At 43.9% G+C, this 23,849-nt stretch carries 20 protein-coding genes; 8 read left to right on the top strand and 12 right to left on the bottom strand.

Translation table 11 applies throughout. The annotated features are described in order from the left end of the window. Positions 1-183: 183 nt before the first annotated feature. From RT084_RS08825 to leuS, 5 genes are all read right to left on the bottom strand, one after another. Positions 184-2,166: a MacB family efflux pump subunit gene (locus RT084_RS08825; RefSeq protein ID WP_312116416.1), complete on the bottom strand. Its 1,983-nt coding sequence runs from the start codon at positions 2,164-2,166 to the stop codon at positions 184-186. 96 nt (positions 2,167-2,262) lie between these two features. Further along, positions 2,263-3,573, bottom strand: a complete 1,311-nt coding sequence (locus RT084_RS08820; protein ID WP_159375030.1) for an efflux RND transporter periplasmic adaptor subunit — start codon at positions 3,571-3,573, stop codon at positions 2,263-2,265. Between the two features lie 310 nt (positions 3,574-3,883). Continuing rightward, positions 3,884-4,903: a DNA polymerase III subunit delta gene (holA, locus tag RT084_RS08815; protein WP_313099333.1), complete on the bottom strand. Its 1,020-nt coding sequence runs from the start codon at positions 4,901-4,903 to the stop codon at positions 3,884-3,886. 30 nt (positions 4,904-4,933) lie between these two features. Further along, a complete protein-coding gene (locus RT084_RS08810) occupies positions 4,934-5,500 on the bottom strand; it encodes an LPS-assembly lipoprotein LptE (protein WP_062331376.1) in 567 nt (188 codons plus the stop codon). A 136-nt stretch (positions 5,501-5,636) separates the two neighbouring features. After that, positions 5,637-8,297 carry a leucine--tRNA ligase gene (leuS, locus tag RT084_RS08805; protein WP_313099328.1) on the bottom strand — a complete coding sequence of 887 codons (2,661 nt, stop codon included), beginning with the start codon at positions 8,295-8,297 and terminating at the stop codon, positions 5,637-5,639. A 95-nt stretch (positions 8,298-8,392) separates the two neighbouring features. Between leuS and RT084_RS08800 the strand changes: the two genes are divergently transcribed. Beyond that, positions 8,393-8,746 (top strand): Spx/MgsR family RNA polymerase-binding regulatory protein, encoded by a 354-nt coding sequence (locus tag RT084_RS08800; protein WP_313099324.1) that lies wholly within the window; start codon positions 8,393-8,395, stop codon positions 8,744-8,746. Between the two features lie 84 nt (positions 8,747-8,830). Here RT084_RS08800 and ccoP read toward each other — a convergent pair whose 3' ends face one another. The 4 genes from ccoP to ccoN are packed head-to-tail and all read right to left on the bottom strand — an operon-like array spanning position 8,831 to position 12,279. After that, on the bottom strand, positions 8,831-10,009 hold the full coding sequence (ccoP, locus tag RT084_RS08795) for a cytochrome-c oxidase, cbb3-type subunit III (protein ID WP_313099321.1): 1,179 nt from the start codon (positions 10,007-10,009) through the stop codon (positions 8,831-8,833). After that, complete coding sequence (locus RT084_RS08790) at positions 10,006-10,179, bottom strand: cbb3-type cytochrome oxidase subunit 3 (RefSeq protein ID WP_050325699.1); 174 nt, start codon at positions 10,177-10,179, stop codon at positions 10,006-10,008. The genes ccoP and RT084_RS08790 overlap by 4 nt, the downstream gene beginning before the upstream one ends. Beyond that, positions 10,179-10,796 (bottom strand): cytochrome-c oxidase, cbb3-type subunit II, encoded by a 618-nt coding sequence (gene ccoO, locus RT084_RS08785; RefSeq protein ID WP_065252990.1) that lies wholly within the window; start codon positions 10,794-10,796, stop codon positions 10,179-10,181. Before ccoO ends, RT084_RS08790 begins: the two co-directional genes overlap by 1 nt. Before the next feature lie 10 nt (positions 10,797-10,806). Further along, positions 10,807-12,279: a cytochrome-c oxidase, cbb3-type subunit I gene (ccoN, locus tag RT084_RS08780; protein WP_313078023.1), complete on the bottom strand. Its 1,473-nt coding sequence runs from the start codon at positions 12,277-12,279 to the stop codon at positions 10,807-10,809. 523 nt (positions 12,280-12,802) lie between these two features. On the opposite strand from ccoN, the gene RT084_RS08775 reads away from it, so the two are divergent. Continuing rightward, entirely contained in the window at positions 12,803-13,192 is a 390-nt protein-coding gene (locus RT084_RS08775; protein WP_036597947.1) for an SCP2 sterol-binding domain-containing protein, read from the top strand. Positions 13,193-13,244: 52 nt separating this feature from the next. On the opposite strand, the gene RT084_RS08770 is transcribed toward RT084_RS08775, so the two are convergent. Together RT084_RS08770 and RT084_RS08765 are read right to left on the bottom strand one after the other, a co-directional pair. Further along, positions 13,245-13,526, bottom strand: coding sequence for a hypothetical protein (locus RT084_RS08770; RefSeq protein ID WP_313099315.1), 282 nt, complete (start codon positions 13,524-13,526; stop codon positions 13,245-13,247). Positions 13,527-13,798: 272 nt separating this feature from the next. Further along, positions 13,799-14,776, bottom strand: coding sequence for a hypothetical protein (locus RT084_RS08765; protein ID WP_313099313.1), 978 nt, complete (start codon positions 14,774-14,776; stop codon positions 13,799-13,801). Positions 14,777-15,255: 479 nt separating this feature from the next. Here RT084_RS08765 and RT084_RS08760 point away from each other — a divergent pair, with 479 nt between their 5' ends. Beyond that, entirely contained in the window at positions 15,256-16,491 is a 1,236-nt protein-coding gene (locus RT084_RS08760; protein ID WP_040403462.1) for a lipoprotein-releasing ABC transporter permease subunit, read from the top strand. 9 nt (positions 16,492-16,500) lie between these two features. Further along, entirely contained in the window at positions 16,501-17,178 is a 678-nt protein-coding gene (lolD, locus tag RT084_RS08755) for a lipoprotein-releasing ABC transporter ATP-binding protein LolD (RefSeq protein ID WP_007115912.1), read from the top strand. On the opposite strand, the gene RT084_RS08750 is transcribed toward lolD, so the two are convergent. Beyond that, positions 17,175-17,999, bottom strand: coding sequence for a YdcF family protein (locus RT084_RS08750; RefSeq protein ID WP_313099309.1), 825 nt, complete (start codon positions 17,997-17,999; stop codon positions 17,175-17,177). The genes lolD and RT084_RS08750 overlap by 4 nt on opposite strands. A gap of 102 nt (positions 18,000-18,101) precedes the next feature. Here RT084_RS08750 and RT084_RS08745 point away from each other — a divergent pair, with 102 nt between their 5' ends. The 4 genes from RT084_RS08745 (at position 18,102) to RT084_RS08730 (ending at position 23,845) form a co-directional block, all read left to right on the top strand. After that, positions 18,102-20,981, top strand: coding sequence for a ComEC/Rec2 family competence protein (locus RT084_RS08745; protein ID WP_313099306.1), 2,880 nt, complete (start codon positions 18,102-18,104; stop codon positions 20,979-20,981). A 91-nt stretch (positions 20,982-21,072) separates the two neighbouring features. Then, positions 21,073-22,155 carry a signal peptide peptidase SppA gene (gene sppA, locus RT084_RS08740; protein WP_312384224.1) on the top strand — a complete coding sequence of 361 codons (1,083 nt, stop codon included), beginning with the start codon at positions 21,073-21,075 and terminating at the stop codon, positions 22,153-22,155. A 2-nt stretch (positions 22,156-22,157) separates the two neighbouring features. Beyond that, positions 22,158-23,081 (top strand): alpha/beta fold hydrolase, encoded by a 924-nt coding sequence (locus tag RT084_RS08735; protein WP_312384222.1) that lies wholly within the window; start codon positions 22,158-22,160, stop codon positions 23,079-23,081. A 29-nt stretch (positions 23,082-23,110) separates the two neighbouring features. Continuing rightward, on the top strand, positions 23,111-23,845 hold the full coding sequence (locus RT084_RS08730; RefSeq protein WP_312384220.1) for a CPBP family intramembrane glutamic endopeptidase: 735 nt from the start codon (positions 23,111-23,113) through the stop codon (positions 23,843-23,845). Positions 23,846-23,849 lie beyond the last annotated feature (4 nt).

Here is a 23,849-nt window from a genome sequence, read left to right as displayed (position 1 = left end):
ATACGCATTAAATCTTGGTTTGCAAGCCTTTTTGCACAATTTTTTCAACCAAAGATTTGCATCAAGATAGCGGCTTAAATTCATCGACTTATCATACCTTTAACTTATCTAGCCTTGATTAAATAAATCTTGATTGGCTAGACGTGGATTAACTAGGTATTAATTAACTAGGTGATAAAACTTTTATTCACCACCTGATAAGGCATCGACAGGATTGAGTCTCGCGGCATTGCGCGCGGGAATAAACCCAAAAACCACACCAATGAGAGTGGAACACACCACAGCCGCTACAATGGAGGTGGTTGAATACACCACTTGGAAATTACCCCCTGCAAATTTGTTAATTAAAGCGCCGATACCAAACGCTAGACTAATACCTAAAATCCCGCCCAAGATACACACCAAAATCGCTTCTATCAAAAACTGCTGCATGATATCAGATTGCCTTGCACCCACTGCCATACGCACACCAATTTCACTGGTGCGCTCGGTGACTGAGACGAGCATGATATTCATGACGCCAATCCCCCCCACAATCAAAGAAATAATAGCTATCGACGAAACCAGTAATGTCATCGTGCCTGTGGTGGATTCAATCGTCTGACGGATTGAATCAGAGTTTTGAATACGAAAGTCATCGGTGCCGTGTCGCTGCTCTATCAAATCAGAAACAGCTTGCTCAGCGGCACTAGACGAGATAGTATTTTTTAGTAGCACAATAAAACTATCTACATGACTGGTGCCAACCATTCTACGCATCACAGTGGTATAAGGCATATACAGGGTAGGGGTGTCTGAACTTGGACCAAAAGCTTGTTCAGATGGCTGCAATACACCGATGACGCGAGCGGGCACACTACCCACCAACATCACTTCACCAATGGGGTCGCTGACATTGCCAAAAAAGGCGGTTTTTGCATTATTATCAATAATCACATCTTGGGTCATCGAGGTGATACTATTGTCATTAAAAGTTTGCCCAAGCGCGAGTTTTTCGCCTTTCACCGTTAGATAATCTTTGCCCACGCCACTGACATTCACAGAAGCTTCTGTTTCACGGTAACGGGCGGTGGCGGTATTGCTGCTGACTTGTGGACTGACGCTTTGCACATAAGGTTGTTCTGCGACAGCATTGGCATCGGCATCTGTTAAATTATTATCATGGTATTTACGGCGAGGGTCACCAAATTTATAGCCATCTCGTACGGTTAAAGTATTGGTGCCTAAGGAGCTGATATCATTGAGAATTTTTTGTTGAGAACCTTGTCCTAGACCCACTACCGATACCACAGAGGCAATACCAATGATAATACCTAGCATGGTTAACAATGTCCGCATTTTATGGGCTTTCATCGCCAAAACAGACATCTTAAAGGCTTCAGATAAGCGGTCTAAAAACGCGGTAACACCAGACTTTTTGGCAAAATTTAGGTGTTGAACCGCTTTGGTTTTATCAAATCTATTGTCGGTATAATAATCTTTAAGAATCTGTCCGTCTTTGATTTCAATCACGCGTTCGGCTTGGGCAGCGATAGAAGGATCGTGGGTCACCATAATGATGGTATGACCTTGGCTATTTAGATTTCTCAAAATTGCCATCACGTCTTTGCCCGATTGGCTATCTAATGCCCCAGTCGGTTCATCAGCCAGGATAATGTCGCCACCATTCATTAACGCACGAGCAATAGACACACGCTGTTGTTGACCACCGGAGAGTTGGCTTGGGCGATTTTGGGTTTTTGCCGCAAGCCCTAAGTCGTCTAATAATTGAGTGGCGCGCGCTTCACGTTGCCGCACCGGCATCCCTGCATACACAGCGGGGACGGCGACATTGTCTTGGGCATTGATGTCACCGAGTAAATGATAGCGCTGAAAAATAAAGCCAAAATGCTCACGGCGAAGCTCGGCAAGTTCGTCTGCGCTGAGTTTGTCCACCGCTTTGCCATAGATGTGGTAACTGCCCGCAGTCGCCTGATCTAGGCAGCCTAAGATATTCATTAAGGTGGATTTACCCGAGCCTGATTGACCGATAATTGCGACCATTTCACCTTCATAAATGGTCAAGTCAATCCCATGTAAAACCCGAATTTTTTCATCACCTGCAGGGAATTCGCGGATTAAATCCTTCACTTCCATAATAGGTTGTTTGGTATCTTGCGTTATCATCAGCCGTGTGTCTCACAGTTAGCATGCGTCATAGGGTTAGCATGCGTCATAGGTTACAATCAACGTTTACAATCTAGGGTTATCATCTACCAATTATTACATCATCGGTGGACGACCATTATTTTTAGACGATGAACTTGATTTACTTGCCGTTGCTTGACCCACAACCACCTTATCCCCTTGGTTGACGCCGCTAAGAATTTGGGTGGTAATACGATTGGTGACACCTGTTTTGACCGCTTGTTTTTTGGTAGTACCGTCGGCTTGTACGACTTCAACATAACTGCCTATTTTTGGGTCGGTTTTGATTGCCGCAGCGGGTACGCTAAGCACATTACTGACTTTATTTTCAACAATATAGACTTGCGCTGTCATGTTGATACGTAGCGCGCCATCGGGATTGGGGACAGTAAAATAACCAATGTAATAAATCGCTGAATCCGTTGACGTTGATGAATCACTGGCGGTAGTGCCATCGGGCGCAGGTCCAATGGTCGACAGTGTGGCTTGGTATTTCTTATCTGGGCGTCCAATGATATTGAAATAAACAGGCAACCCTACTTTTAGGTTAACGACATCGGCTTCTGATATTTTGGCTTTCACGCGCACACTGCTCAAATCTGCCAATGTCACAATGGTGGGGGCTGATTGATTGGCGTTTACTGTTTGCCCTTGTTTGGTGGTGATAGAAATCACCGTGCCTGACATTGGGGCAACAATTTGGCTATATCCAAGATTTTTTTCAGCCGTATTGACGTCCGTTTGCGATTTTTTTATGGTTTGTTGTGCACTAACAATATCGGCTTGCGATGAGGCAATATTTGCTTGGGCAGTCGCAATCGCTTCTTTGGCACTGTCTACATTGGCTTGCGCTGTTTTGACAGCGGTACCCGCTTGCTCCAGCTCTTGTTTGGAGATGGCATTCATGGCAAGCAAGGATTTTAGGCGATTGTATTCTGTTTGCGATTGTTGCAAGGTTGCTATTTTACCTTTCAAGTCGGCTCGCGCTGTGGCAAGCGCGGCTTGTTTGGTCTGATAGGCGGACTTGGTACTTTCCAAATTCGCTTTGCTTTGCTGTAAAGTAGCCTGCTGCGTGGTTAAGGTATTTTGCAGGGTAACTGGGTCAATTTGAGCAATAACATCGCCTTTTTTGACCGTATCACCAACCTCGACATACAATTTTGTTACTTCCCCTGACACCTGAGCCCCCACATCCACTTGTTTAATGCCTTCAATTTTGCCCGTCGACATCACACTGTTTTCAATATCGCTACGTTCGACATTGGCGGTGATGTAATTGGGTTTTTGGGGTTTGGGTTTAAAGTACCAATAAGCTAACGCTGCCAGCGAAATAACGATCAAACTTAAGATTGCCCATTTGAGCCATTTTTTTTGGGTAGCGGTCATCGTGCCAAGCCTTATCAAGGGATAAACAATTGAAAAAAATTAAATAAATACAGCTTTGTAACAGGGAGTATTAAAAGCTAAATGAGAATAAATTGCAATAAAAACAGGTAAGCCGAAAGGATTTTTAATTATAACCACATAATCTTGCTGGATTATAAAATGAATGTTATGAGTAACAAAAACGCATTAAAAATTTGGGGGGTGGTGGATTGTATTGTAATTTGATGGGCGGGTTGTTTGAAGGGTTGCAAAGATTGCAAAGGTTGCGGAGCATTTTTAAAAGCAACTTTTAAAGTAACTTTTAAAGCAACTAGTGAAATAATGGTTGACCCGCTAGACGAAAAGCGAGTTGGTAGAGCAGCTCCCAAGCCGGTTGTTGCACCAGACCTTTGATGGCTTGGTCGGCTTGGTACAGTGCATCCGACCAGTTTCGGGTAGCGTCATGGGAATGACGATGCAGGGCTTTACTGTACAGCTGTTGCTTGCTTTGCCAAATGCCGAGGCTTTGATAGCTTGCCCCTGATTGCAAGCTTAAAATATTGCGCATATCTTTGGCTATCATCCATAACACCAGACTCTCTGGTTCTTCACTGGCTTTGAGTTGCTGCAAGATTTTTGCAACCTGCGCGGTATCACCTGCCAACATGGCATCCGATAAATCAAAGGTGGTAAACATAGATTGACTCACCAACCCATCAAACAGCTGAGGCTCATCGATGGTCACAAAATGGGTAGGGGGATTCGCATCTGTTGTAGCATAGAGATAGGAGAGTCGCCACAGACTTTGGTAAGCCGCTAGCAAATTATGCTGAGTTTGTGCCATTAGCATTTGCCAAGCGGGTTTGGTGAGTTCGAGCCCAAAGTCTTGCGCGTGTTGCTGTAGCAGTTGTTCGCGTTGCTGTTCTTGATAAAGATGACATTCGATGACCTGACCAAATTTATCGCAAAGCGAAAAAAACGCACTGCTTTGGCTTTTCTTATCGTATTTATCACTGATAATGACTAAGCAATTGCTTGGATTGCTCGTCGCAAATTGCGCTAATTCTGCTAACGCCTCTTTATCAGGTTTATGATTACTATGAACGATAATGGCTTTGTTGTCGTCAAACAGTGACAGACTGTTCAGCTCTGCCAAAACCGCTTGCCATGATTTGGCGCTGGTAATATCCATGCGCGAAATTGTCATATTATGTTGCCGCCAATTGGGTGACATTTTTTCAATCAGCCACTGTGACAGCAAATCTTCATCGCCATGCATTAGCCACACCCCAGTGGCGGGGTCTTGCCTATTTTTGAGATGTTGAAAGGCATTTAAAAAATTGTACTGCATCAGCGTGTTATCAATTAAGTATCAATTAGGTTAGGGGGTAGTTGCGGTCGGCACTTTGGTGATTTTTGGAAGGCTCAGTGCGACATATTGGTCAGCAATACGCTGCGCCAGGTTGTCATACAACCATACTTTAATTTGCTCTGCTTGGGGATTGTCAGTGGCTACCACGCCTTGGTCATACTGATAGCTGCGCTGTACTTGAATCGTATTGGTCAGCGTGCGGGGTTGACCATTTTCAGTGGCGCGATAGCTCACCTCTGCGCTTATTACCATACGAATTTCGGTCAAAATACCGCGTAGCTGGTAGTTTTGCAGGCGAATGTTTTTGACTTCAATACTGGCAGGCAAGGCGGTATTTGATTGGTTGGCTGCCTTGTTATCAATCACCCTATCTTGGGTGTTAATGCTCAGCTGGTCGAGTTGTTTTTTTAACGCATTTTTAACCGCATAGGCTTCTGGGCTATTGTGAAAAATCAGCTCAGTGGTCGGGATATTTTGTGACATGGGCGCGTCATACCCGCGCAAATGAAAACCACAGGCAGGTAGCTGCGTCAGTAACACACTGCTTAGGAAGATACGAAGAAATGGCTGATTCATATAGTTACCTGTCTGTTAGTTACCCATCTATGATTGTCGGTATTGCTTGTGATAACACTTTATTATGAAGCTTCAAGTTATTATAAAGCTTTAAGGTCAAAAAGGGCTTAGGTTGCCAATAAGCCCTTATAATCAATTAGGCTTTTACCACAATATTAACCAGTTTATTGGGCACCACGATTTCTTTGACGATATCGCCGGTGATGAATTTAGCGACGCTGTCGAGTTGTTTCGCTTCGGCTTTTAACCAATCGCTGTCACTGTTTGGCGCCACATCCATTTGACCACGGATTTTGCCATTGACTTGCACCACCATGGTAATAGTGTCTTGTACCAAGGCTGAAGTATCAACGGTGGGATAGGTTAGTGTCATCACATCAATCCCTAACTGCTCAAGTAGGACTTCTGCCATGTGCGGCGCGTACATGGTGAGCAAGGTCAATAATGTTATAAGTGCTTCATTGGCTACCGCCAAATCTCTGTCTGAATGAATGTCAAACGCGGTGAGTTCGTTCGACAATTCCATTAAAAATGACACAGGCGTATTGAGTGCCAAGTTTTTGCCAAACGCGTCATCTAATTTGCCGATAGTATCATGTGTTTTACGGCGTAGACTTTTAGCAGCTTTACTCAGCGACTGGGCGTCACTCACCGATAGCGTTGCTGCGGTTAAAGATTGTTGTGCCAAGGTTTCGGCATGCTCGATGGTATAACGCCAGACTTTTTTCAAAAAGTTATACGGACCTTTTAGTCCATCGTCAATCCATTCAAGCGTCTGGTCGACAGGCGCGGTAAACATGGTGTAAAGTCGAACCGTATCTGCGCCATATTGATCAATGGTCGCTTGGGGGTCGACACCATTATTTTTTGACTTCGACATTTTTTCGATTTTGCCAATTTTGACAGGCTGACCATCGGCTTTTAAGGTCGCTTCAATGGGCTGACCTTTATCGTTGTAGCGGATATCAACTTCTTCTGGAAAGTAATAGGATTTGCTACCATCGGCATTTTCGCGAAGATAAGTACCCGCCAAGACCATGCCTTGGGTGAGTAAATTAGCAAAAGGTTCATCACCCTGCACCAAGCCTTCATCACGCATAAGTTTGTGGAAAAAACGCGCATACAGTAAGTGTAACACGGCGTGTTCAACACCGCCTACATATTGATCTACAGGTAGCCATTTATCGGCCGCGACTTTATTAATCATCCCATCGGTATAATTGGGTGAGGCAAAACGCGCGTAATACCAGCTTGATTCTACAAAAGTATCGAAAGTATCGGTTTCACGTTTGGCAGGCTTGCCGCAACATGGGCAGTTGACGTCGGTAAATGAAGCAAGATTGTTGAGGGGATTGCCACGCCCATCGGGCACTACATCCAAAGGTAATACCACAGGCAGCTGACTTTCAGGAACAGGTACTGTACCGCAGTCTGTACAGTTGATAACCGGAATTGGGCAACCCCAATAACGCTGGCGAGATACTCCCCAATCGCGTAGCCGATAATTGATGGTTTTTTTACCCAAGCCTTTTGGCTCAAGTTGGGTTAAAATTTTGTCAAAGGCTTGTTTAAAATTTAAACCGTCTAACTCGCCCGAGTTAATAGCCACGCCATTTTGCTTATCGCCATACCAGTCTTGCCAAGTGGTTGCATCAAACTGTTGACCTTGTTTGTGTGGTTCGTCTAGGTCAATCACTTGCTTGATAGGTAACTGGTATTTATTGGCAAATTCAAAGTCGCGTTCATCATGCGCAGGGACTGCCATGACAGCGCCAGAACCGTAGCTCATTAAGACGTAGTTAGCGACCCAAACAGGCACTTGCTCACCGGTCAACGGATGGGTGACAGTCAGACCCGTGTCCATACCCATTTTTTCAGCTTTAGCTAAGTCTGCTTCGGCAACTGAGCCTTTTTTGCAGGCTTCAATAAAGCTTTGTAGGGCAGGATTTGTCGCGGCAGCGTGTTTTGCCAGTGGATGCTCAGCTGCCACCGATACATAAGTCACGCCCATTAAGGTATCAGGACGGGTAGTGAATACATCTAAGGTTTTTTCTTCACCATTTAAGGTATAGGGAAAATGAATTTCCATGCCTTCAGAGCGACCAATCCAGTTGCGCTGCATGGTAATTACTTGCTGTGGCCAATGGCCTTCTAGCTTATCCAAATCATTTAACAGCTCGTCTGCATAGGCGGTGATATTAAAGTAGTACATGGGGATTTCGCGCTTTTCAATTAGCGCACCTGAGCGCCAACCGCGACCATCCACCACTTGCTCATTGGCAAGGACAGTATTATCAACAGGGTCCCAATTCACTGTTGAGAGTTTTTTGTATACCAAGCCTTTTTTGAACAGTTGTACAAATAGCCATTGTTCCCACTTATAGTATTCTGGCGTACAAGTGGCAAATTCACGTGACCAGTCAATCGATAGTCCTAATGATTTGAGCTGCGCGCGCATGTTATCAATGTTTGAAAATGTCCACGCAGCAGGGGCAACAGCATTGGCAATCGCCGCATTTTCTGCAGGCATACCAAACGCATCCCAGCCCATTGGTTGCAATACTTCATAACCCTTTAACCGATAGTAACGACTCAACACATCACTAATCGTGTAGTTGCGCACATGTCCCATATGCAGTTTACCACTGGGGTAAGGAAACATAGACAGCAAATAACGTGATGGCTTATCAGATGCCGCGTTGTTTACTTGATAGCGATTATGTTGTTCCCATTTTTGTTGTTGGGCGGGCTCAATCTCTTGGGGTTGGTATTGACTGGTTAAAGCTGAATTACTCATAATGGTCTGAATTTGCAGTATTTGAATGGGAAAGTATTTTAAGCCCCATAGCATAGCCTAAAACCGTAAAAATTGCGATAAAAAAAGGAGCCAATATGAGCATCACCATCTACGGTATCAAAAACTGTAGCACCATGAAAAAGGCGTTTGATAAATTAACTGCACTGGGTTTGGAGTATGAATTTTTTGACTACAAAAAACAGGCGATAAATAAATCGACATTAGCCAATTGGGTAAAGCGAGCAGGTATAGATAAGGTATTAAATACCAAAGGTACAACCTACCGCAACCTTAGCGATGCGCAAAAAGGCCAAATGAATCAAGATGTTGATACTGCGTTAGATATGATGGTGGCTAAGCCAAGTATGATTAAGCGCCCGATTGTTGTCTCAGACAGTGAGTTAATCATTGGTTTTGATGAAACTGCCTTTGAAAAACTAGGCATGTAAAACTAGGCAAGTAAAGAGGGACAAGTCAATCGCCAATAAAAAAGCGAGTAACTAAAACTCGCTTTTTTAAGTGGCGGGTAAAAATTACTTTACCACACTAGCAACCGCAGATTTTACCGCATTTGCAGTTTCAACTGGGGTAGAGGCTGCACCACGTTCCTTATTGACGATAGTTTGTGGCGTCATCACAGAAGCGTCTTGTTTGTGATCGCTTAATGAATAAACATACGCCGCCAATAACATAATACGCTCGTTACCCAATTTGGTATCCCAATGTGGCATCACACCGGCACGGCCGTTACGTAACGTAGTACGAACCGTTTCACGGTCGCCACCATATAACCAAATGTCATCCGTAAGATTCACCGCACCGATATCATGGTTACCTTTGGCATCTTTACCGTGACATACCGCACAGTTGGTATCAAAAATAGCCTTACCTTGATTAACCAAAGTTTGGTTCAACTGACCATTTTCTTTTGAACCATGACCGGGTGATAGTGATAGTACGTATTCAGCTGCGGCGCGAACACCATCTTCACCAATCTGCGCTTTCCAAGCTGGCATACCACCCACGCGACCATGATTTAGGGTTAACAAGATTTTATCGGGTGTACCGCCATAAATCCAGTCATTGTCCGTCAAGTTTGGATAACCGGGTGCACCATGCGCTTGTGAGCCATGACACACTGAACAGTTTTGTAAGAACAAACGCTGACCAATTTTAATCGCTTGCGGATCTTGAGAAAGTTTTAGAACGGCAGGTGCCAGTCCTACAATACCTTTATCAATTTGCGATTTTAATTCAGCATTGGGCTCTGCATTTTTAGCTTGCTGCGCTTGTAATTTAGCAAGGCTATCAATTTGCGCCGTTACCGCTTTGTCTTTTAAGATTTTATCATTGAACGTGCCAGTAAATACGGCATTATTGCGCTCAAGATCGGATGCTAATTCATTAGCACTGGTCCAAGGAACATCTTGACCATCTACTTTTACCGTAGTAATACCTTTCCATGAGCCTGGCATTACTGATGGGAACAATAGCATGTATAGTAGTGCCCAAGCTAATGAACCCCAAAAGATTACTAACCACCATTTTGGTAATGGACGGTCAAACTCTTGGATACCATCGTATTCATGGCCTGTAGTACCGTCATCCGACATTTTTGGGCGATAACCCAATACACCGACTAACCAGAACAAAATCCAAGCCCAACAAGCGATGGAAAATAGGGTTATCCAAAAACTCCAAAATCCACTCATTTTTTATCCTTATTGCGTTGTGATGCACCTGTTAGGTCTTCGTCATCTAACGCAAGTTTTGCATCTTCTTCAAATCGTTTGCGATTCTTTGGCGAGTAAGCCCACCAAACAATCGCAATAAAAGCGATAAACGCTGCGACCGTTGCGATACTGTGTAATGTGCCCAACATTAACGTTGACCTTTCATTGCAGTGCCCAGTTGTTGTAAATATGCAACAACAGCATCGAGCTCAGTTTTACCTTGTACCGCATCAGGTGCACCTGCAATATCAGCATCGCTATAAGGCACACCAAAATGGTCACGGAATAGACGCATTTTTGCTTGTACTTCTCCAGGGTTAACGTCATTTTTTGCTAACCAAGCAAATGATGGCATCACAGACTCAGGTACCAATGATTGTGGGTTAATCAAGTGTTCACGTTGCCAGTCATCAGAATAGCGTCCGCCGACACGCGCAAGATCAGGTCCAGTACGTTTGGACCCCCATAAGAAGGGATGATCCCAAGCGGATTCAGCTGCGCGCGAGTAAGGTCCATAGCGTTCCACTTCAGCCCGAAGAGGACGAACCATTTGGGTATGACAGACGTGACAGCCTTCACGAATATAAATATCACGACCTTCCATCTCAAGTGCGGTCCATGGCTTCATATTGGGCAAAGGTTGGTTAACTTCTTTGGTATAAATCAATGGCACGATTTCTACCAAAGTCGCAAAACTAATAGCTACAACGATTAGGATAAGTAGAAGACCCGTGTTTTTTTCAATAATTTCATGATTGAGTTGCATGAGTCTCTCCTTAAATCTGTTTTACGGTAGCAGTTTCTACTACAGGTGTAGTGGTATCCGCTACTTCAACAGTTTTAGTGCTTGGCATCGTGATAGTTTTGTAAACGTTGTAAGCCATGACTACCATACCTGTGACATACAATAAACCACCAAATGCACGACCAATGTAAGGATAGTGCGAGAACAAGACAGTATCAACGAAACTATATACCAGCGTTCCATCTGGATTTGTAGCACGCCACATCATACCTTGACCAATACCTGAAATCCAAAGCGATACGATGTAGAAAATAGTACCTGCCGTAGCCAGCCAAAAATGCGTGGTGATTAAATCAGTTGAATACATTTTTTGTTTGTTCCAAATACGTGGAATCAATACATATAATGAACCAACCGTAATCATACCAACCCAGCCTAACGCACCAGAATGCACGTGACCAACGGTCCAGTCAGTATTGTGGGATAACGCATTGACGGTTTTGATTGACAGCATCGGACCTTCAAATGTTGACATCGCATAGAATGACAGTGCAACAATCAAGAAACGAATAATAGGGTCTGTGCGAAGTTTATCCCAGCTGCCAGATAAGGTAAGTACACCATTAATCATACCGCCCCATGAAGGCGCAAATAAAATGATAGAAAATACCATCCCTAAAGACTGTGCCCAGTCAGGGAGTGCTGAATAGTGAAGATGGTGACCACCCGCCCACATATAAGACGCGATTAACGCCCAAAAGTGGATGATAGATAAACGATAGGAGTAAACAGGACGACCGATTTGTACAGGCACAAAGTAATACATCATACCCAGAAAGGCGGCTGTTAAGTAAAAACCTACGGCGTTGTGACCATACCACCATTGCACCATAGCGTCAGTCGCACCGCCAAATAAGGAATATGACTTCCAAAAGCTCAGAGGGATTGACATACTATTGACAATATGCAGTAACGCAATGGTCAAAATAAATGCAGCAAAGAACCAGTTAGCAACGTAGATATGCGAGGTTTTGCGTTTCAATAAAGTACCAAAAAACACAATAGCATAAGATATCCACACCACGGCAATTAAAATATCAATGGGCCATTCAAGCTCAGCATATTCTTTCGCTGAGGTTAAACCCAAGGGTAGGGTAATAATTGCGCCAACAATAACAAGGTTCCATCCCCAAAAGGTGAACCAGGCTAGATAAGGTGCGAATAAACGCGTTTTACACGTTCTTTGAACGATATAATATGAAGTTGCGAATAACGCACAACCACCAAATGCAAAAATCACCGCGTTGGTGTGCAATGGACGCAAGTGGCTAAATGTTAGCCAAGGGATACCAAAATTGAGGGCAGGCCATGCCAATTGTGATGCAATGAACACCCCAATTGCCATACCGATAATACCATATACTACCGCCATGATTGAGAACAACTTAATGATGTCCACTTCATAATCATCGGTAATAGGTATTGCTGTGTTTTGTAAATTCATTCGATGATTTCCTTTACAGCCTATATTATCAACAAGTTTAAGCAGAAATCTCCTTTGTGCCTGTCAATAAAACTATCCGGTCAGATACGTTGGCGCTAGTTATTTTTTTATAAGATAGGCTAACTGTTTAGTGGCTAGTTTCACGATGAATTTTAAAGAAATTAGCGGCTAAATCTTGACGCAAAACAGTAAATTTACAAGCAGTAAAATAGGCTCAAACTCACGATTCTCACCAAGTATTGTAACTTAATCTTTGCTAAATATCATCTAATGTAACGTTCATAGCGCAAAAAAAAATTACATACCAACCATTATAATATGAAAAATAAAAAAAACCATGTAAATTGTGGGGATTTTTTTAACATCCTATACACTATCTAGTAACAATGCTAAAAATGGTTAACCGAGCGCCATTATCGTTGCTCTATAAATAGGTTTATTATGCGTCAGAGAATTGTCATTCATACAAAATCTCGGTAAGATGCACAAGTTCTAATACAACTAACGATAATGAGGATTTAAAATGGCTAAAATTTTAACACAAGAATGGTTTGATAAAGTTGACGAATTAACCAACAAAGCCGGTGACTTAAATCTACCACCCGCGATTAAAAATATGTCAATTAATTTACAAGTCACAGATAGCGACAATCAAGAAGTCAATGCCGCTTTTTATGATGGGACAATTCATCAGGGATTGAAAGATGGCGCTTTAACCACCTTAAAACTGGATGCCGATACCTTAAAAGCGATATTTTTAGATCGTGATATGAACCGTGCGATGGAAGCCTTTATGTCTGGCAAAATCCGTGTCGAAGGCGATATGGGACAATTAATGTCTATTCAAACTGCAAGCCCAAGCGCTGAGCAAAAACAGCTTTTCAAAGACATCTTAGCCAATACACAAGTATAACCAATACACAAGTATAATCGGGCTTATCAAATAATTTAGGATATTGCGAGCATTATCCGTGCGTTAAGCGAAATATCACTAACACCCCGAGCACAAAGAAAATCATCGATAATATTCGGTGATTTTTTTTATCGCGTGCTTGGGTGGGGTACAGTAGCAAACCTGTGGTATAAACCATCAGACCATTGACTGAGCTAGTTTGAGTGGCTAAGGTATTTTGGGTAGTTAGGGTCGTTTGAGCAGATAGTGGGAGTGGGCTATGATTTACCAATCCAGTTTGGGTTTGGGTAGTGTCTGAAGCAGAAACTGCGGATTTAGTCGACTGATTTGGCATGGGTCATCTTCCCAAAATAACTGATAGAACACTCATAAACGTTAGCGGATAATGTTAGGTAGGCTGTTGAGCCACTATAGGATTTATGACGTTGATTGATAAAAATTGATTAAAATCAAATTTAAAATAACGATAATATAAAATTGTAGTCAATTCAATGAATTAAATAAAATAACGCGCTAAATTTACATTTATTTACAAAATAACAAAGCCACTGTCATAGTGGGCAGTGGCTTCAAGAAAATTAATCAATAATCTTACAGGGGAAAGGCTTAAAACGCTCTATAATTGGTGGCTGCTTTTTTCTGGTTTTCCATAAAAATAGTCCCCTGTAGCCAAATATTGGCTTGAATATAATCGTTGACTTGAATGGTTGCATCGATGTTATCGGCATTGACCGCTAAACGAATAACGACAGGATTATCAAGGCTTTCACGTAATATCACCACATCAAGCAATACAAATTCAACCCCATTAAAGCTGGTAGTCTGTTTGCCAATAATTTGACCTTGGCACCACGCCTCATCTTGTTGCCCGATGGTTTCACCAAATAAATAAGCACACATATGACCGACATTGATTTCAATTGGCTCCAGCGGCAAGTCGTTTTCGCTAGGTTGCCAAGCGGCGATTTGGGCTTCAAGGTCTTTTGGGGCAACGTTATTATTTTTGGTCAAAATATCATTAAAAGCGCGGTGATAGCGAATCGCTTCAGGCTCATCAACCACAATGGTTTCTGAGCGGTTACTCAAGCTTACGGTGTAAGCAAATGCACTCAGATTGACTAAGTAGCGGTGATTTTTTTCATAGTTGTGCGCATTGATGGCATAATACTGGTCAAATACATACAACACGGTATTGTCATCAGTTTTTAAGCGCAAAATCGCCTCTATCTGATTGTCACATTTATAGACACCTTCAATAGTGACCCATTGTCCATACGGGCTATTGACACAAGGAAACGCATTAATCAAACGTTTGGGTGAGCGATTGCTATCAATTTCAATCACTTGATTGACATGAATTGGCTGATTACCCGATAGTAAAATATGCGAAGACGTGGCGTTGGTAGTCTTTAGTGGGGTAGGGAGAGTGGCAGTATCGATATGCGATTGCAACCAATTTGGGACGTCATCGGGAATATTGTTGGTAAAACATGACCAGTGATCTGCATGACCAACCACTTGATCACAGTTTAGACTAATCGTATTGGGGGCATTTGAAGAAGGGGGTTGGTGAGTATTGGTCATAAGACGTCCTTTAAGTAACAACAGGTTTATCAGTAACAACAGGCTTATACTGCAAACACACTGAATAAACTAAACAGCTGTCACGATATTTATCAAAATTTTAATGATTACATTATCAGCTATCAATAGGCTAATATCAGCCTTCAAATCATCTCGGTTAAGTCAACGAGTATCACCTATTAACCTATCTGTTAACAATGGATTAACCCTTGATTAAGCAGGGATGAAATTTAATTCTGCTATGTTAATGGGGACATGCAGAATTTTTTCACCTTATTTTGCTTAAAACATCCACAATTTATTGCGCAGTTATGTTTGATTCTGCGAATTTTTAGCAAAATTGCAAAAAAACTTTTGCCAAAATGGTAAAAAAGTGTGTCAGACTAACACGCTTTTAGCAGGCTTGAATAATGGTTTTGAAATAAGTTATTTCTTTGCCTGCTTGTATCATCAAAATAGTGATAATTTTTAGGAATGCTATGTTTCGACCGTTGGCTTTGTTTTTAGGATTACGGTATACCCGTGCTGAGCGAAGTAACCGATTTATTTCTTTTATTTCTTTGATTTCAATGGTGGGTTTGACGCTTGGCGTCGCCGTGCTCATTACTGTGTTATCGGTGATGAATGGCTTTGACCGCGAACTTAAGAGTCGTATTTTGGGCATGGTGCCGCAAGCCACTGTCACTGCGAGTGAAATTATCCCAGACTGGCAGACACTGGCGCAAACTATTCAAAAAAACCCCAAAGTTGAAGCCGTCGCACCTTTTATCCAATTACAGGGTATGCTCACCGCGAATGGACAAGTCGCAGGTATCATGGTGACAGGTATTGAGCCAAGCTATGAGAAAAAAGTCTCGATTATTCATCAGCATATGGAGAGTGGTAGTGTCGATAGTCTAAAAGCAGGTCAATTTGACATTGTGATTGGCAAGCAAATGGCGGATTCACTGGGGGTGAAACAAGGCGATATGGTCACCTTGGTGTTACCAGAAGCCTCACCATCGCCTGCTGGGGTGATTCCGCGCTTCAAACGTTTTACCGTCACTGGGGTGTATGACATCAGCCCTGAAGTCAACAATATTATGGCATTCATCCCGATGAATGATGCAGCTACGTTATTGCGTCTGCCTGCGGGAGCGCAAGGTATTCGCATGAAGCTAAAAGATTTGTTTGCAGCACCACAAGTGGCTCAGCAAGCAGCGAGCCTTGCACCCAATATGCTTATGCCTAGTGACTGGACATCAACGCATGGGAATTTATTTGGAGCCATCCAAATGGAAAAAGCTATGGTGGGGTTGTTGCTGTTTTTGATTATTTTGGTTGCTGCATTTAACATTGTCTCATCCTTGGTGATGCTGGTGACTGATAAAAAGGCGGACATTGCGATTTTAAAAACCTTTGGTGCGTCGCCTAAGCTCATCACCCAAGTATTTATGGTGCAAGGATTGTTTATCGGGGTGATTGGTACCGTCGCGGGAACTATTTTGGGCGTGATTTTAGCGTTGACCGTGAGCGATGTGGTAGGCGGTATCAATAATTTATTTGGGTTACATTTATTTGATGCGTATTTTGTCAACTATTTACCTTCACAACTTGAATGGAAAGATGTAGCCATCATCGTGGCAGCCTCACTGGTAATAAGTTTTGTGGCAACCATTTATCCAGCACGCCGAGCAGCTAGCATTCAACCGGCTCAAACATTGCGTTATGAATAGGAGTGAGCCATGACGGCGATTTTAACAGGAAACAATATCACCAAGACCTATCAAGATGGTAAAACCACCACGAATGTGCTCAATCATTTGGATATCAGTATTAACAGTGGCGAGCGCATCGCCATTGTTGGCACAAGCGGGTCGGGTAAAAGTACCTTGCTACATATCTTGGGTGGGTTAGATGTGCCGACCAGTGGGGAAGTGTGGTTACATGGGCAACGCATCAATGATTTGAATGAAACCCAGCGCGGTGAGCTTCGTAACCAGCATTTGGGCTTTATTTATCAGTTTCATCATTTGTTGGCGGAGTTTACTGCGATTGAAAATGTGGCAATGCCGCTATTGATGCGAAAAGCAGTGCCAATCGCAGTAGCGCGTCAACAGTCTATTGAATTACTGGAAAAAGTAGGATTGGGGCATCGACTGACCCATCGCCCAGGCGAGCTATCTGGCGGTGAACGTCAACGGGTGGCGATTGCTAGGGCGTTGGTGACAAAGCCTTCATTGATACTGGCAGATGAACCCACAGGGAACTTAGACTATGCCAATGCGCAGGCGGTGTTTGAAATCTTATCAGAACTACAAAAAGATTTTAATACCGCGCTGTTGATGGTCACCCATGACCGGCAACTGGCACAGTTGGCGGATAAACAATTAGCCTTGCAAAATGGTACGTGGGTGGCTTAATACTCATCGAGTAGCCAACCGCTGATAAAAGCAAAGTATTCGCGAAACCACACATTTGGACGGATATACCAAGGGGTGTCAGACCCGACCACCTGTAAATTGGTATATCCTTGTCGTTTGCCAATAAGGCTTGCGCGCAAGGTGTGAAAATCACTGGTGACTGCGATTATCGGTTGATTTAAGGCAATCCCTTGCTGCGCTAAAATCTTTTTGCTATGGACAAAGTTAAGCTCGGTACTGGTGCTTTGTTCTTCAAGCGAAATATTCGCCAAGCTGATACCATAGGTGTCATGTAAATAGTCCGCCATCGCTTTGGCTTCACTGACATCCTCCCCTGCATCAAAACCACCACTGGTTATCACAAGTGCGTTTGCAAACCGCCTGATGACTTCAGATGCTTTATCCAAACGTAGTTTTACCGCATCGGTCGGCTTGTTATCTTTTGTTCCACCACCTAAGACAATAATCGCTTGCGCTGCTTTAGGATGGTTATCGGTGTTAAAGTGCTGTTTTAAATAGCTGACAAAGATACAAAAACTTATCAACCAGACAAAAAATAATAGCCAAACCAGCTGCCATAGTTTTTTTAATGACGGCTGTGACGCCAAATAAAGTTGGATACGCTCCCAGTACACCGCATGACCTAAAAAAATTAGCCCTATGCCCAATGGCACTAGGGTGCCAATATGAAAAACACGATTGACCAGCAATAGCCCACAGTCAACAACCAGTATTAATCCTGCAATCCCTAGACTGATTTGGATAGTTTTTTTCCTTACGGCTGAGGTTTTGTCATTGCCGCTAATCAATTGAGTCAACATCGATTAATAATTTCCAAAAGTTGCTATTTGTTTTACTATATCGTTCATTCGATAATTGTAAGGGAAGTAGCGAGCTATCGCTATCTTTATCAAGGCTGAAACATGATTTGGCTCATCACGGTTGCCAGTTTGTTGGGGTTTTTAGTGGTAAATACGCTAGCAAACCAACCCTTGATGATAGGTTCTGCGCTAACAAGTTATGAGATAGCCAGTTATGATGCAAAAATTTGGCAGATGTTATCAGTAGCCCTGTTGATAGCGCTGCTAATCAATGTAGGTTTATACCATGGCTGCAAGCGTAAACAGCTAAAACGAGCGTCACCAAACCCTGCATTAGCCTACCGTTTTGCCTTACCGTTGTTAGCAAGTTTTATCTTTTTGCTGACGCTCATGCTGAGTGTCAGTTATGGTTTATATCATTATAAGCTGTATCAAAACGCGTTATTGCCCTCAGCGCTCACAGTGGATGCCATCGTTGAATCGCATCAAATCAGCGATACGCTGAGCCAAATGAGCCCATTATCAAATGATAATGCCCTGATTGGTAATGGTTTCATCAAACAAATCCTGCAAGTCCGCGTTGATAAGGACGGTGATGCTGATGCATCGTCAGCACCCCCTCAACCACCGCTAACGGCAATGATTAGCGCTAACATCAAAGACAACCCTGATTGGGAAGCGACCTTGTCGCAGTTAAGACCTGGCATGCAGCTTAATGTAAAATTGCAGCTTGAGCCCATTGCAAAGCCTAAGCCTACAAGCTTACCCAGCAATGCTAAACCGCTCATGCTAGGATTTGATGAAGCGCAATGGTTGAGACAGCGTGGGGTGCAAGCAAAGGGAGTGATCATCGGTATTGAAAAAACGAGCATACATGAATTTAATGTAACCCATGTGAAAGACCGTATGGTTATTGCTATCGAACAATTGCGCTGGCAACTACGCCAAAAAATTCTCGCCAATTTGCATACAACCCTGCTGAAACAATCCACCGCTATAGTCACTTCTAAAAATACCGATATTGCCCAAACTGCTTTTCAAACTTCTGGTCAAAGTTCGGGTCAAACTTCTAGTCAGAGTTCCATTCAGAGCGCTATCCAAAGCCATGCAATCTTATTAGGACTGTTAACCGGTGATAAAAGCCTGATGGATAGCGACCTTAAGAATCGCTATCAAGTCACGGGGATTAGCCATTTATTGGCAATTTCAGGCCCGCATGTGCTGATGCTAGCTTCTATCGTATCTGTTTTTTTATTATGGCTCGTTAAGTGGCTTGCGCCGCAGTTGTTGGTCAAATTACCGAGTAGTTTATTGGTACTCTGGGTGAGTGTAGTGATGGCAGGGTTTTATGCGCTGCTGGTGGGTTTTGAAATACCTGCCCAGCGGACATTTTGGATGCTGTTACTGCTTACGCTGTCGAAACAGTTATTGGTTAATTTTTCTGCTTATCGGCTGCTGGCTTGGGTTGCGTTAGGCATGATTTGGCTAGAACCGACGGCAGTCGGGCAAGCAGGGTTTTGGTTGTCCTTTGTGGCGGTGGTTTTACTGTTAAAATTTAGCGAGACAATAGGGACAGTTAGCGCCATTGAAATTAAGGATGTTAGTCAGTTACTAGCGCCTACTGCACGCAGCGATGTGCTGAGTGGTTTTGTTAAAATCATCAGCCATCAATTCAAGACGTTACTAAAACTACAAATTTGGCTATTTGTTTGGATGCTGCCTATCGTGGTGTGGTTTTTTGGCAAAGTATCGGTTATTGGCATCTTGGTAAACTTGCTAGCCGTACCATTTTTAGGCTTAGTGATTGTACCTTTGGATATGTTGGCAGGCGTCGTTAGTTGGCTACCCGTGGTAGGGGATTGGCTAAGCCAAATCATTTGGTCGCTGCTAACAACCCTGCTCAATGTATTTCATCTTTTACTTAAGCAACTTATCGACATGGGTGTTGCCAAACAATCATTTTTCGCCTTGTCACAAACGCAGCTTGCCCTGTGCTTGTTAATTGCGCTACTGGGGTTGTTAAAAGGCTTGTTGCCTAGAATGCTGATGTTGCCACTGGCTATCTTGTTGATATTATTGCCACTGCAGCAGCGCAGCCTAAATAACAACAAGCCGACTCTAGCAGTTGGTGATAACCCTAAACTGGTGATTAGTTTATTAAAGAAAGGCGATGATAGCTGGCTGATTTTGTCCGATAACCAAATCAAAGCTGCGCAGGCGGATAAACCCAATTTTTTGAAAACCAAACCAGCTATCCGTAATGTTGCAGTTGATGAAGAAATCAGTTCGCTGTTGAACCGTGATATTTATCCGCTGTTGGCAAATCAGCAGGTTCACCGATTAACTGGCGTGATTAGTCAAACGCCCAGTGTTCGTGTCAATGAGCTGGTGCAACAACTGGCAACCCATGTACCTATTAAAGCCTACTGGCTGGCAGGGTATGATGTCGAACACAGCAGGCTTGATGTGACAGATAAGGCTGTATCTGCAAGTTTTCGTGCGATTACACCGAGGAGCTGCCAAACCGCCCAACGTTGGCAACAAGATGGCTTGGAAGTGACAGCGGTGTCGGGATGGCACTTGGATTTAGCCTTAACCGATGAGCAAAAGCTAGCGACCCAAACCTGTTATATTCACATTCGTTTCAAGCCACCAACTAGAAAGCCCTACGATGTACTGATGTTGGCAGGTAATAGCGATATCCCCATGCAAATGACTGAAAAATTATGCACGGTGTCGGCGACCCATTTACTGATTCAGCCCTATACGTTATCCATTAAACCATCGTGGCTAGCGTTGACTAAACCTTCCTTACTGCATGTGGTCACAGGCGCGTATAAGTCGCAAAAACTGGGCGAAGATAGCCAATTATCGCTGGCTAGTTGGTCAGTGGATAAGCCTGCAGACCACCCATTCGAAGTCCTGTATGCCGATCAAGTGGGCGCGGTAATTTACACGCTTACCCCAGATGATACGGACTGATACTTGACGATTTGGCTACAAGGCAGTGATTGTAATTTTGACCGCTTCCCCCTATCATGGGCGGTAAATTACCTATTGCTAAGGAACTTTTATGTCAGATAATTGGCCACCCGATCCCAACCAACCCTCACAGTCAAAGCCACCTGTTCAACCAAACCATGCACAAAACTTGCCACCCAATGCGCCATACGCAGGCAAAGAATGGCAATTGCTAGAAAAAACCCTGATGGCAAGCCTTGTGGAGCAGCGCCGTGCAAGACGCTGGGGTATTTTCTTTAAGCTTATCACCTTGGGGTATGTGCTACTATTTGGCGCGGTAGTGGCAAAAGGCTGTAGTGGCTCTGCCAAAAGTGGCATGAGTGATATCGATATGAGCAAACCGCATTTAGCCGTCGTCGATGTCAAAGGCGTTATCAGCAGCGACAATGAAGCCAATAGTCAAGCGGTGGGCGAAGCATTGACGGAAGCGTTTAACAACGACCAAGCGCAAGCGGTGGCGTTACGCATCAACTCACCGGGTGGTTCGCCTGTACAATCCGATGAAATCTGGCAAACCATGACCGAATTGAGAAAAGCCCATCCTAACAAAAAACTGTATGCCGTTATCGAAGATATGGGTGCTTCGGGCGCGTATTATATCGCATCTGCGGCAGATGAAATTTGGGTCAATCCCTCAAGCTTGGTCGGCTCAATTGGCGTGATTATGCCAAGCTACAATGTCCAAGGTTTGATGGATAAACTAGGCGTTAAAGATGGCACCATGACAGCCGGTGCGCACAAAGATATTTTAAGCATGAGCCGCCCGCTCTCCGAGTTTGAGCGCCAACATGTACAAGGTGTCCTTGATAACACCCACGCCCATTTTATCAATGCTGTCAAACAAGGTCGCGGCAATCGCCTCAAAAACCCTGACGCCAATCAGCTTTTTTCTGGGTTATTCTGGAGTGGTGAGCAAGCGATTAATCTCGGTTTGGCAGATAAAAAAGGCGGCATCAGCACCCTTGAGTCTCAGCTAAAACTAGACAATGTCGTGGAATATAACCCAGAAGACCCGGTGAAAAAAGTGTTGGGTAAATTTGCCAGCCAAATCGGCTATGGGTTTGGCGAAACGGTCTCCAAAGGCTTTGCTATCCAATTAACCCAAGCGGCTGCAAATGACAAAGGGATGCAATAGCCATGTCATCTGAGACGAGCCAGCATCCGTTAGCCAATGGTTTGCCCTCTGCGCCAACGCTAGCGACAGGCATAGAGGGGATAATAGCGATAGCAGAGGCAGGGCAAAAACCGCTGATACACTTTGCGCATGCCAATGGGATACCATCGCGAACCTATCAATCTCTGTTTGATTTGCTCAGTGATGAATTTGATATTGTCTATATCCCAGCGTTAGGCATTGACCCGCGTTATCCGGTTGACAATCATTGGCAAAAACTGACCCAACAAGTGATTGATAGCATCCAAGCGCACTTAAGCGCCCGCGGGCAAACCAAGGTCATCGGGCTAGGGCATTCGCTTGGTGCATTGTGCACGCTGCAAGCCAGCTATGAGGCGCCCGAGCTATTTAGCCAAGTGATTGCCTTAGACCCACCGCTCATTCATGGCTACTATTCGATGGCACTACATTGGGCAAAACGCTTTAGCCCACGGTTGGTAGATAGGCTCACGCCTGCAGGTCTATCAAGCCATCGCCGTGACACGTGGCCAAGCCGTGAAGTCGCCTACGAGCATCTGCGGCATAAGGCATTCTATCGATACTTTGATGAGCGCTGTTTTAATGATTTTATTCGTTATGGCTTGACTGATACGGCAGATGGCCAAGTGACGCTTACCATTCCAAAAGCGGTGGAAGTAGCGGTGTTTCGCACTAATCCCTCACTTTACTGGCAAAAACCTAACCATCCGCCGGCTGTCCCTGCCAAGCAAATAATTGGTAAAGATAGCTTGTTTTTCAAACGTGGGTTCCCTGCGCTGGTCAAACAGCGTATGGGCATTGATTTTGAAGTACATGAAGGGGGGCATATGTTCCCGTTAGAATACCCAGCCAGTACGGTTGAACGAATCAAAGCGCTTATTCGCTCAGTCAATCATGATATCCAGTAACAAAACCAACATCCATTCAAAGGTTTAATGTGCAAAATTTATCATTACAGCCTAGCACCCCCATCTACGATTTGCCAAAGACCATTGTGCTATCTATGGTGTTATTGGCGGTGTTTTTTGCCAGTCAATTGATCGGCGTGGTGTTGTTTGCACCGTGGGTGCTAAAAGATGCAGCAAATTTGGATATCGCTAAAAAAGTGTTGCAGGGCAGTGAAAACGGCACGTTAATGAGTCTATCGCTAGGCTTTACCTTAGCCATGGTGCTTGGCTGCGTTTATTTGTTTATCCGATTCAAAAACAGCCGTGTCAAAGATTATCTTGCCATGAAGCCCTTTACTTGGCATCAGTTGTTACAATGTAGCGCACTACTGATTGTGCTAAATGTTATCATCAATCTAATCACCGTCTGGCTGGGTCGCGACCCCATGATGTTTATGGACAATCTTGCTGAGTCCGCGCATCCACGCTGGCTGCTTGTGCTGGCGATGGTGGTATTTGCGCCGATCTATGAAGAAGTGATATTTCGTGGGTTTATGTGGACAGGGCTTGCCAGCTCAAAGCTTGGTATGTGGGGCGCCAGTGTGCTAACCAGTATTGTATTTGCGGTGATTCATATGCAATACGGTGTGGTCGAGTTGTTGGGGATTTTTTGTCTAGCGATGCTATTTAGCTATGGGCGTATCATGTCAGGGTCACTGTTATTGCCTGTGGTGTTGCATATGATGAATAATGGCTTGGCGATGGCGCAGTATTTATACGGCTAGTCTT

Origin of the sequence: Moraxella sp. CTOTU48717, from assembly GCF_032057165.1 — a bacterium.
GTDB classification, from domain to species: Bacteria; Pseudomonadota; Gammaproteobacteria; order Pseudomonadales; family Moraxellaceae; genus Faucicola; species Faucicola tetraodonis.
Note: the sequence above shows the minus strand (reverse complement) of the source record. Positions and strands in the feature narration are given on the sequence as shown.

Bases quoted from the DNA above. Each gene is read 5' to 3' on its own strand.
- RT084_RS08775 (WP_036597947.1), top strand. From the start codon at position 12,803: ATGGCTAAAATTTTAACACAAGAATGGTTTGATAAAGTTGACGAATTA.
- RT084_RS08735 (WP_312384222.1), top strand. From the start codon at position 22,158: ATGTCATCTGAGACGAGCCAGCATCCGTTAGCCAATGGTTTGCCCTCT.
- holA (WP_313099333.1), bottom strand. From the start codon at position 4,903: ATGCAGTACAATTTTTTAAATGCCTTTCAACATCTCAAAAATAGGCAA.
- ccoN (WP_313078023.1), bottom strand. From the start codon at position 12,279: ATGAATTTACAAAACACAGCAATACCTATTACCGATGATTATGAAGTG.
- RT084_RS08750 (WP_313099309.1), bottom strand. From the start codon at position 17,999: ATGTTGACTCAATTGATTAGCGGCAATGACAAAACCTCAGCCGTAAGG.
- RT084_RS08820 (WP_159375030.1), bottom strand. From the start codon at position 3,573: ATGACCGCTACCCAAAAAAAATGGCTCAAATGGGCAATCTTAAGTTTG.
- RT084_RS08760 (WP_040403462.1), top strand. From the start codon at position 15,256: ATGTTTCGACCGTTGGCTTTGTTTTTAGGATTACGGTATACCCGTGCT.
- ccoP (WP_313099321.1), bottom strand. From the start codon at position 10,009: ATGAGTGGATTTTGGAGTTTTTGGATAACCCTATTTTCCATCGCTTGT.
- RT084_RS08825 (WP_312116416.1), bottom strand. From the start codon at position 2,166: ATGATAACGCAAGATACCAAACAACCTATTATGGAAGTGAAGGATTTA.
- RT084_RS08765 (WP_313099313.1), bottom strand. From the start codon at position 14,776: ATGACCAATACTCACCAACCCCCTTCTTCAAATGCCCCCAATACGATT.
- RT084_RS08800 (WP_313099324.1), top strand. From the start codon at position 8,393: ATGAGCATCACCATCTACGGTATCAAAAACTGTAGCACCATGAAAAAG.
- leuS (WP_313099328.1), bottom strand. From the start codon at position 8,297: ATGAGTAATTCAGCTTTAACCAGTCAATACCAACCCCAAGAGATTGAG.
- sppA (WP_312384224.1), top strand. From the start codon at position 21,073: ATGTCAGATAATTGGCCACCCGATCCCAACCAACCCTCACAGTCAAAG.
- RT084_RS08810 (WP_062331376.1), bottom strand. From the start codon at position 5,500: ATGAATCAGCCATTTCTTCGTATCTTCCTAAGCAGTGTGTTACTGACG.
- RT084_RS08745 (WP_313099306.1), top strand. From the start codon at position 18,102: ATGATTTGGCTCATCACGGTTGCCAGTTTGTTGGGGTTTTTAGTGGTA.
- RT084_RS08770 (WP_313099315.1), bottom strand. From the start codon at position 13,526: ATGCCAAATCAGTCGACTAAATCCGCAGTTTCTGCTTCAGACACTACC.
- lolD (WP_007115912.1), top strand. From the start codon at position 16,501: ATGACGGCGATTTTAACAGGAAACAATATCACCAAGACCTATCAAGAT.
- ccoO (WP_065252990.1), bottom strand. From the start codon at position 10,796: ATGCAACTCAATCATGAAATTATTGAAAAAAACACGGGTCTTCTACTT.
- RT084_RS08790 (WP_050325699.1), bottom strand. From the start codon at position 10,179: ATGTTGGGCACATTACACAGTATCGCAACGGTCGCAGCGTTTATCGCT.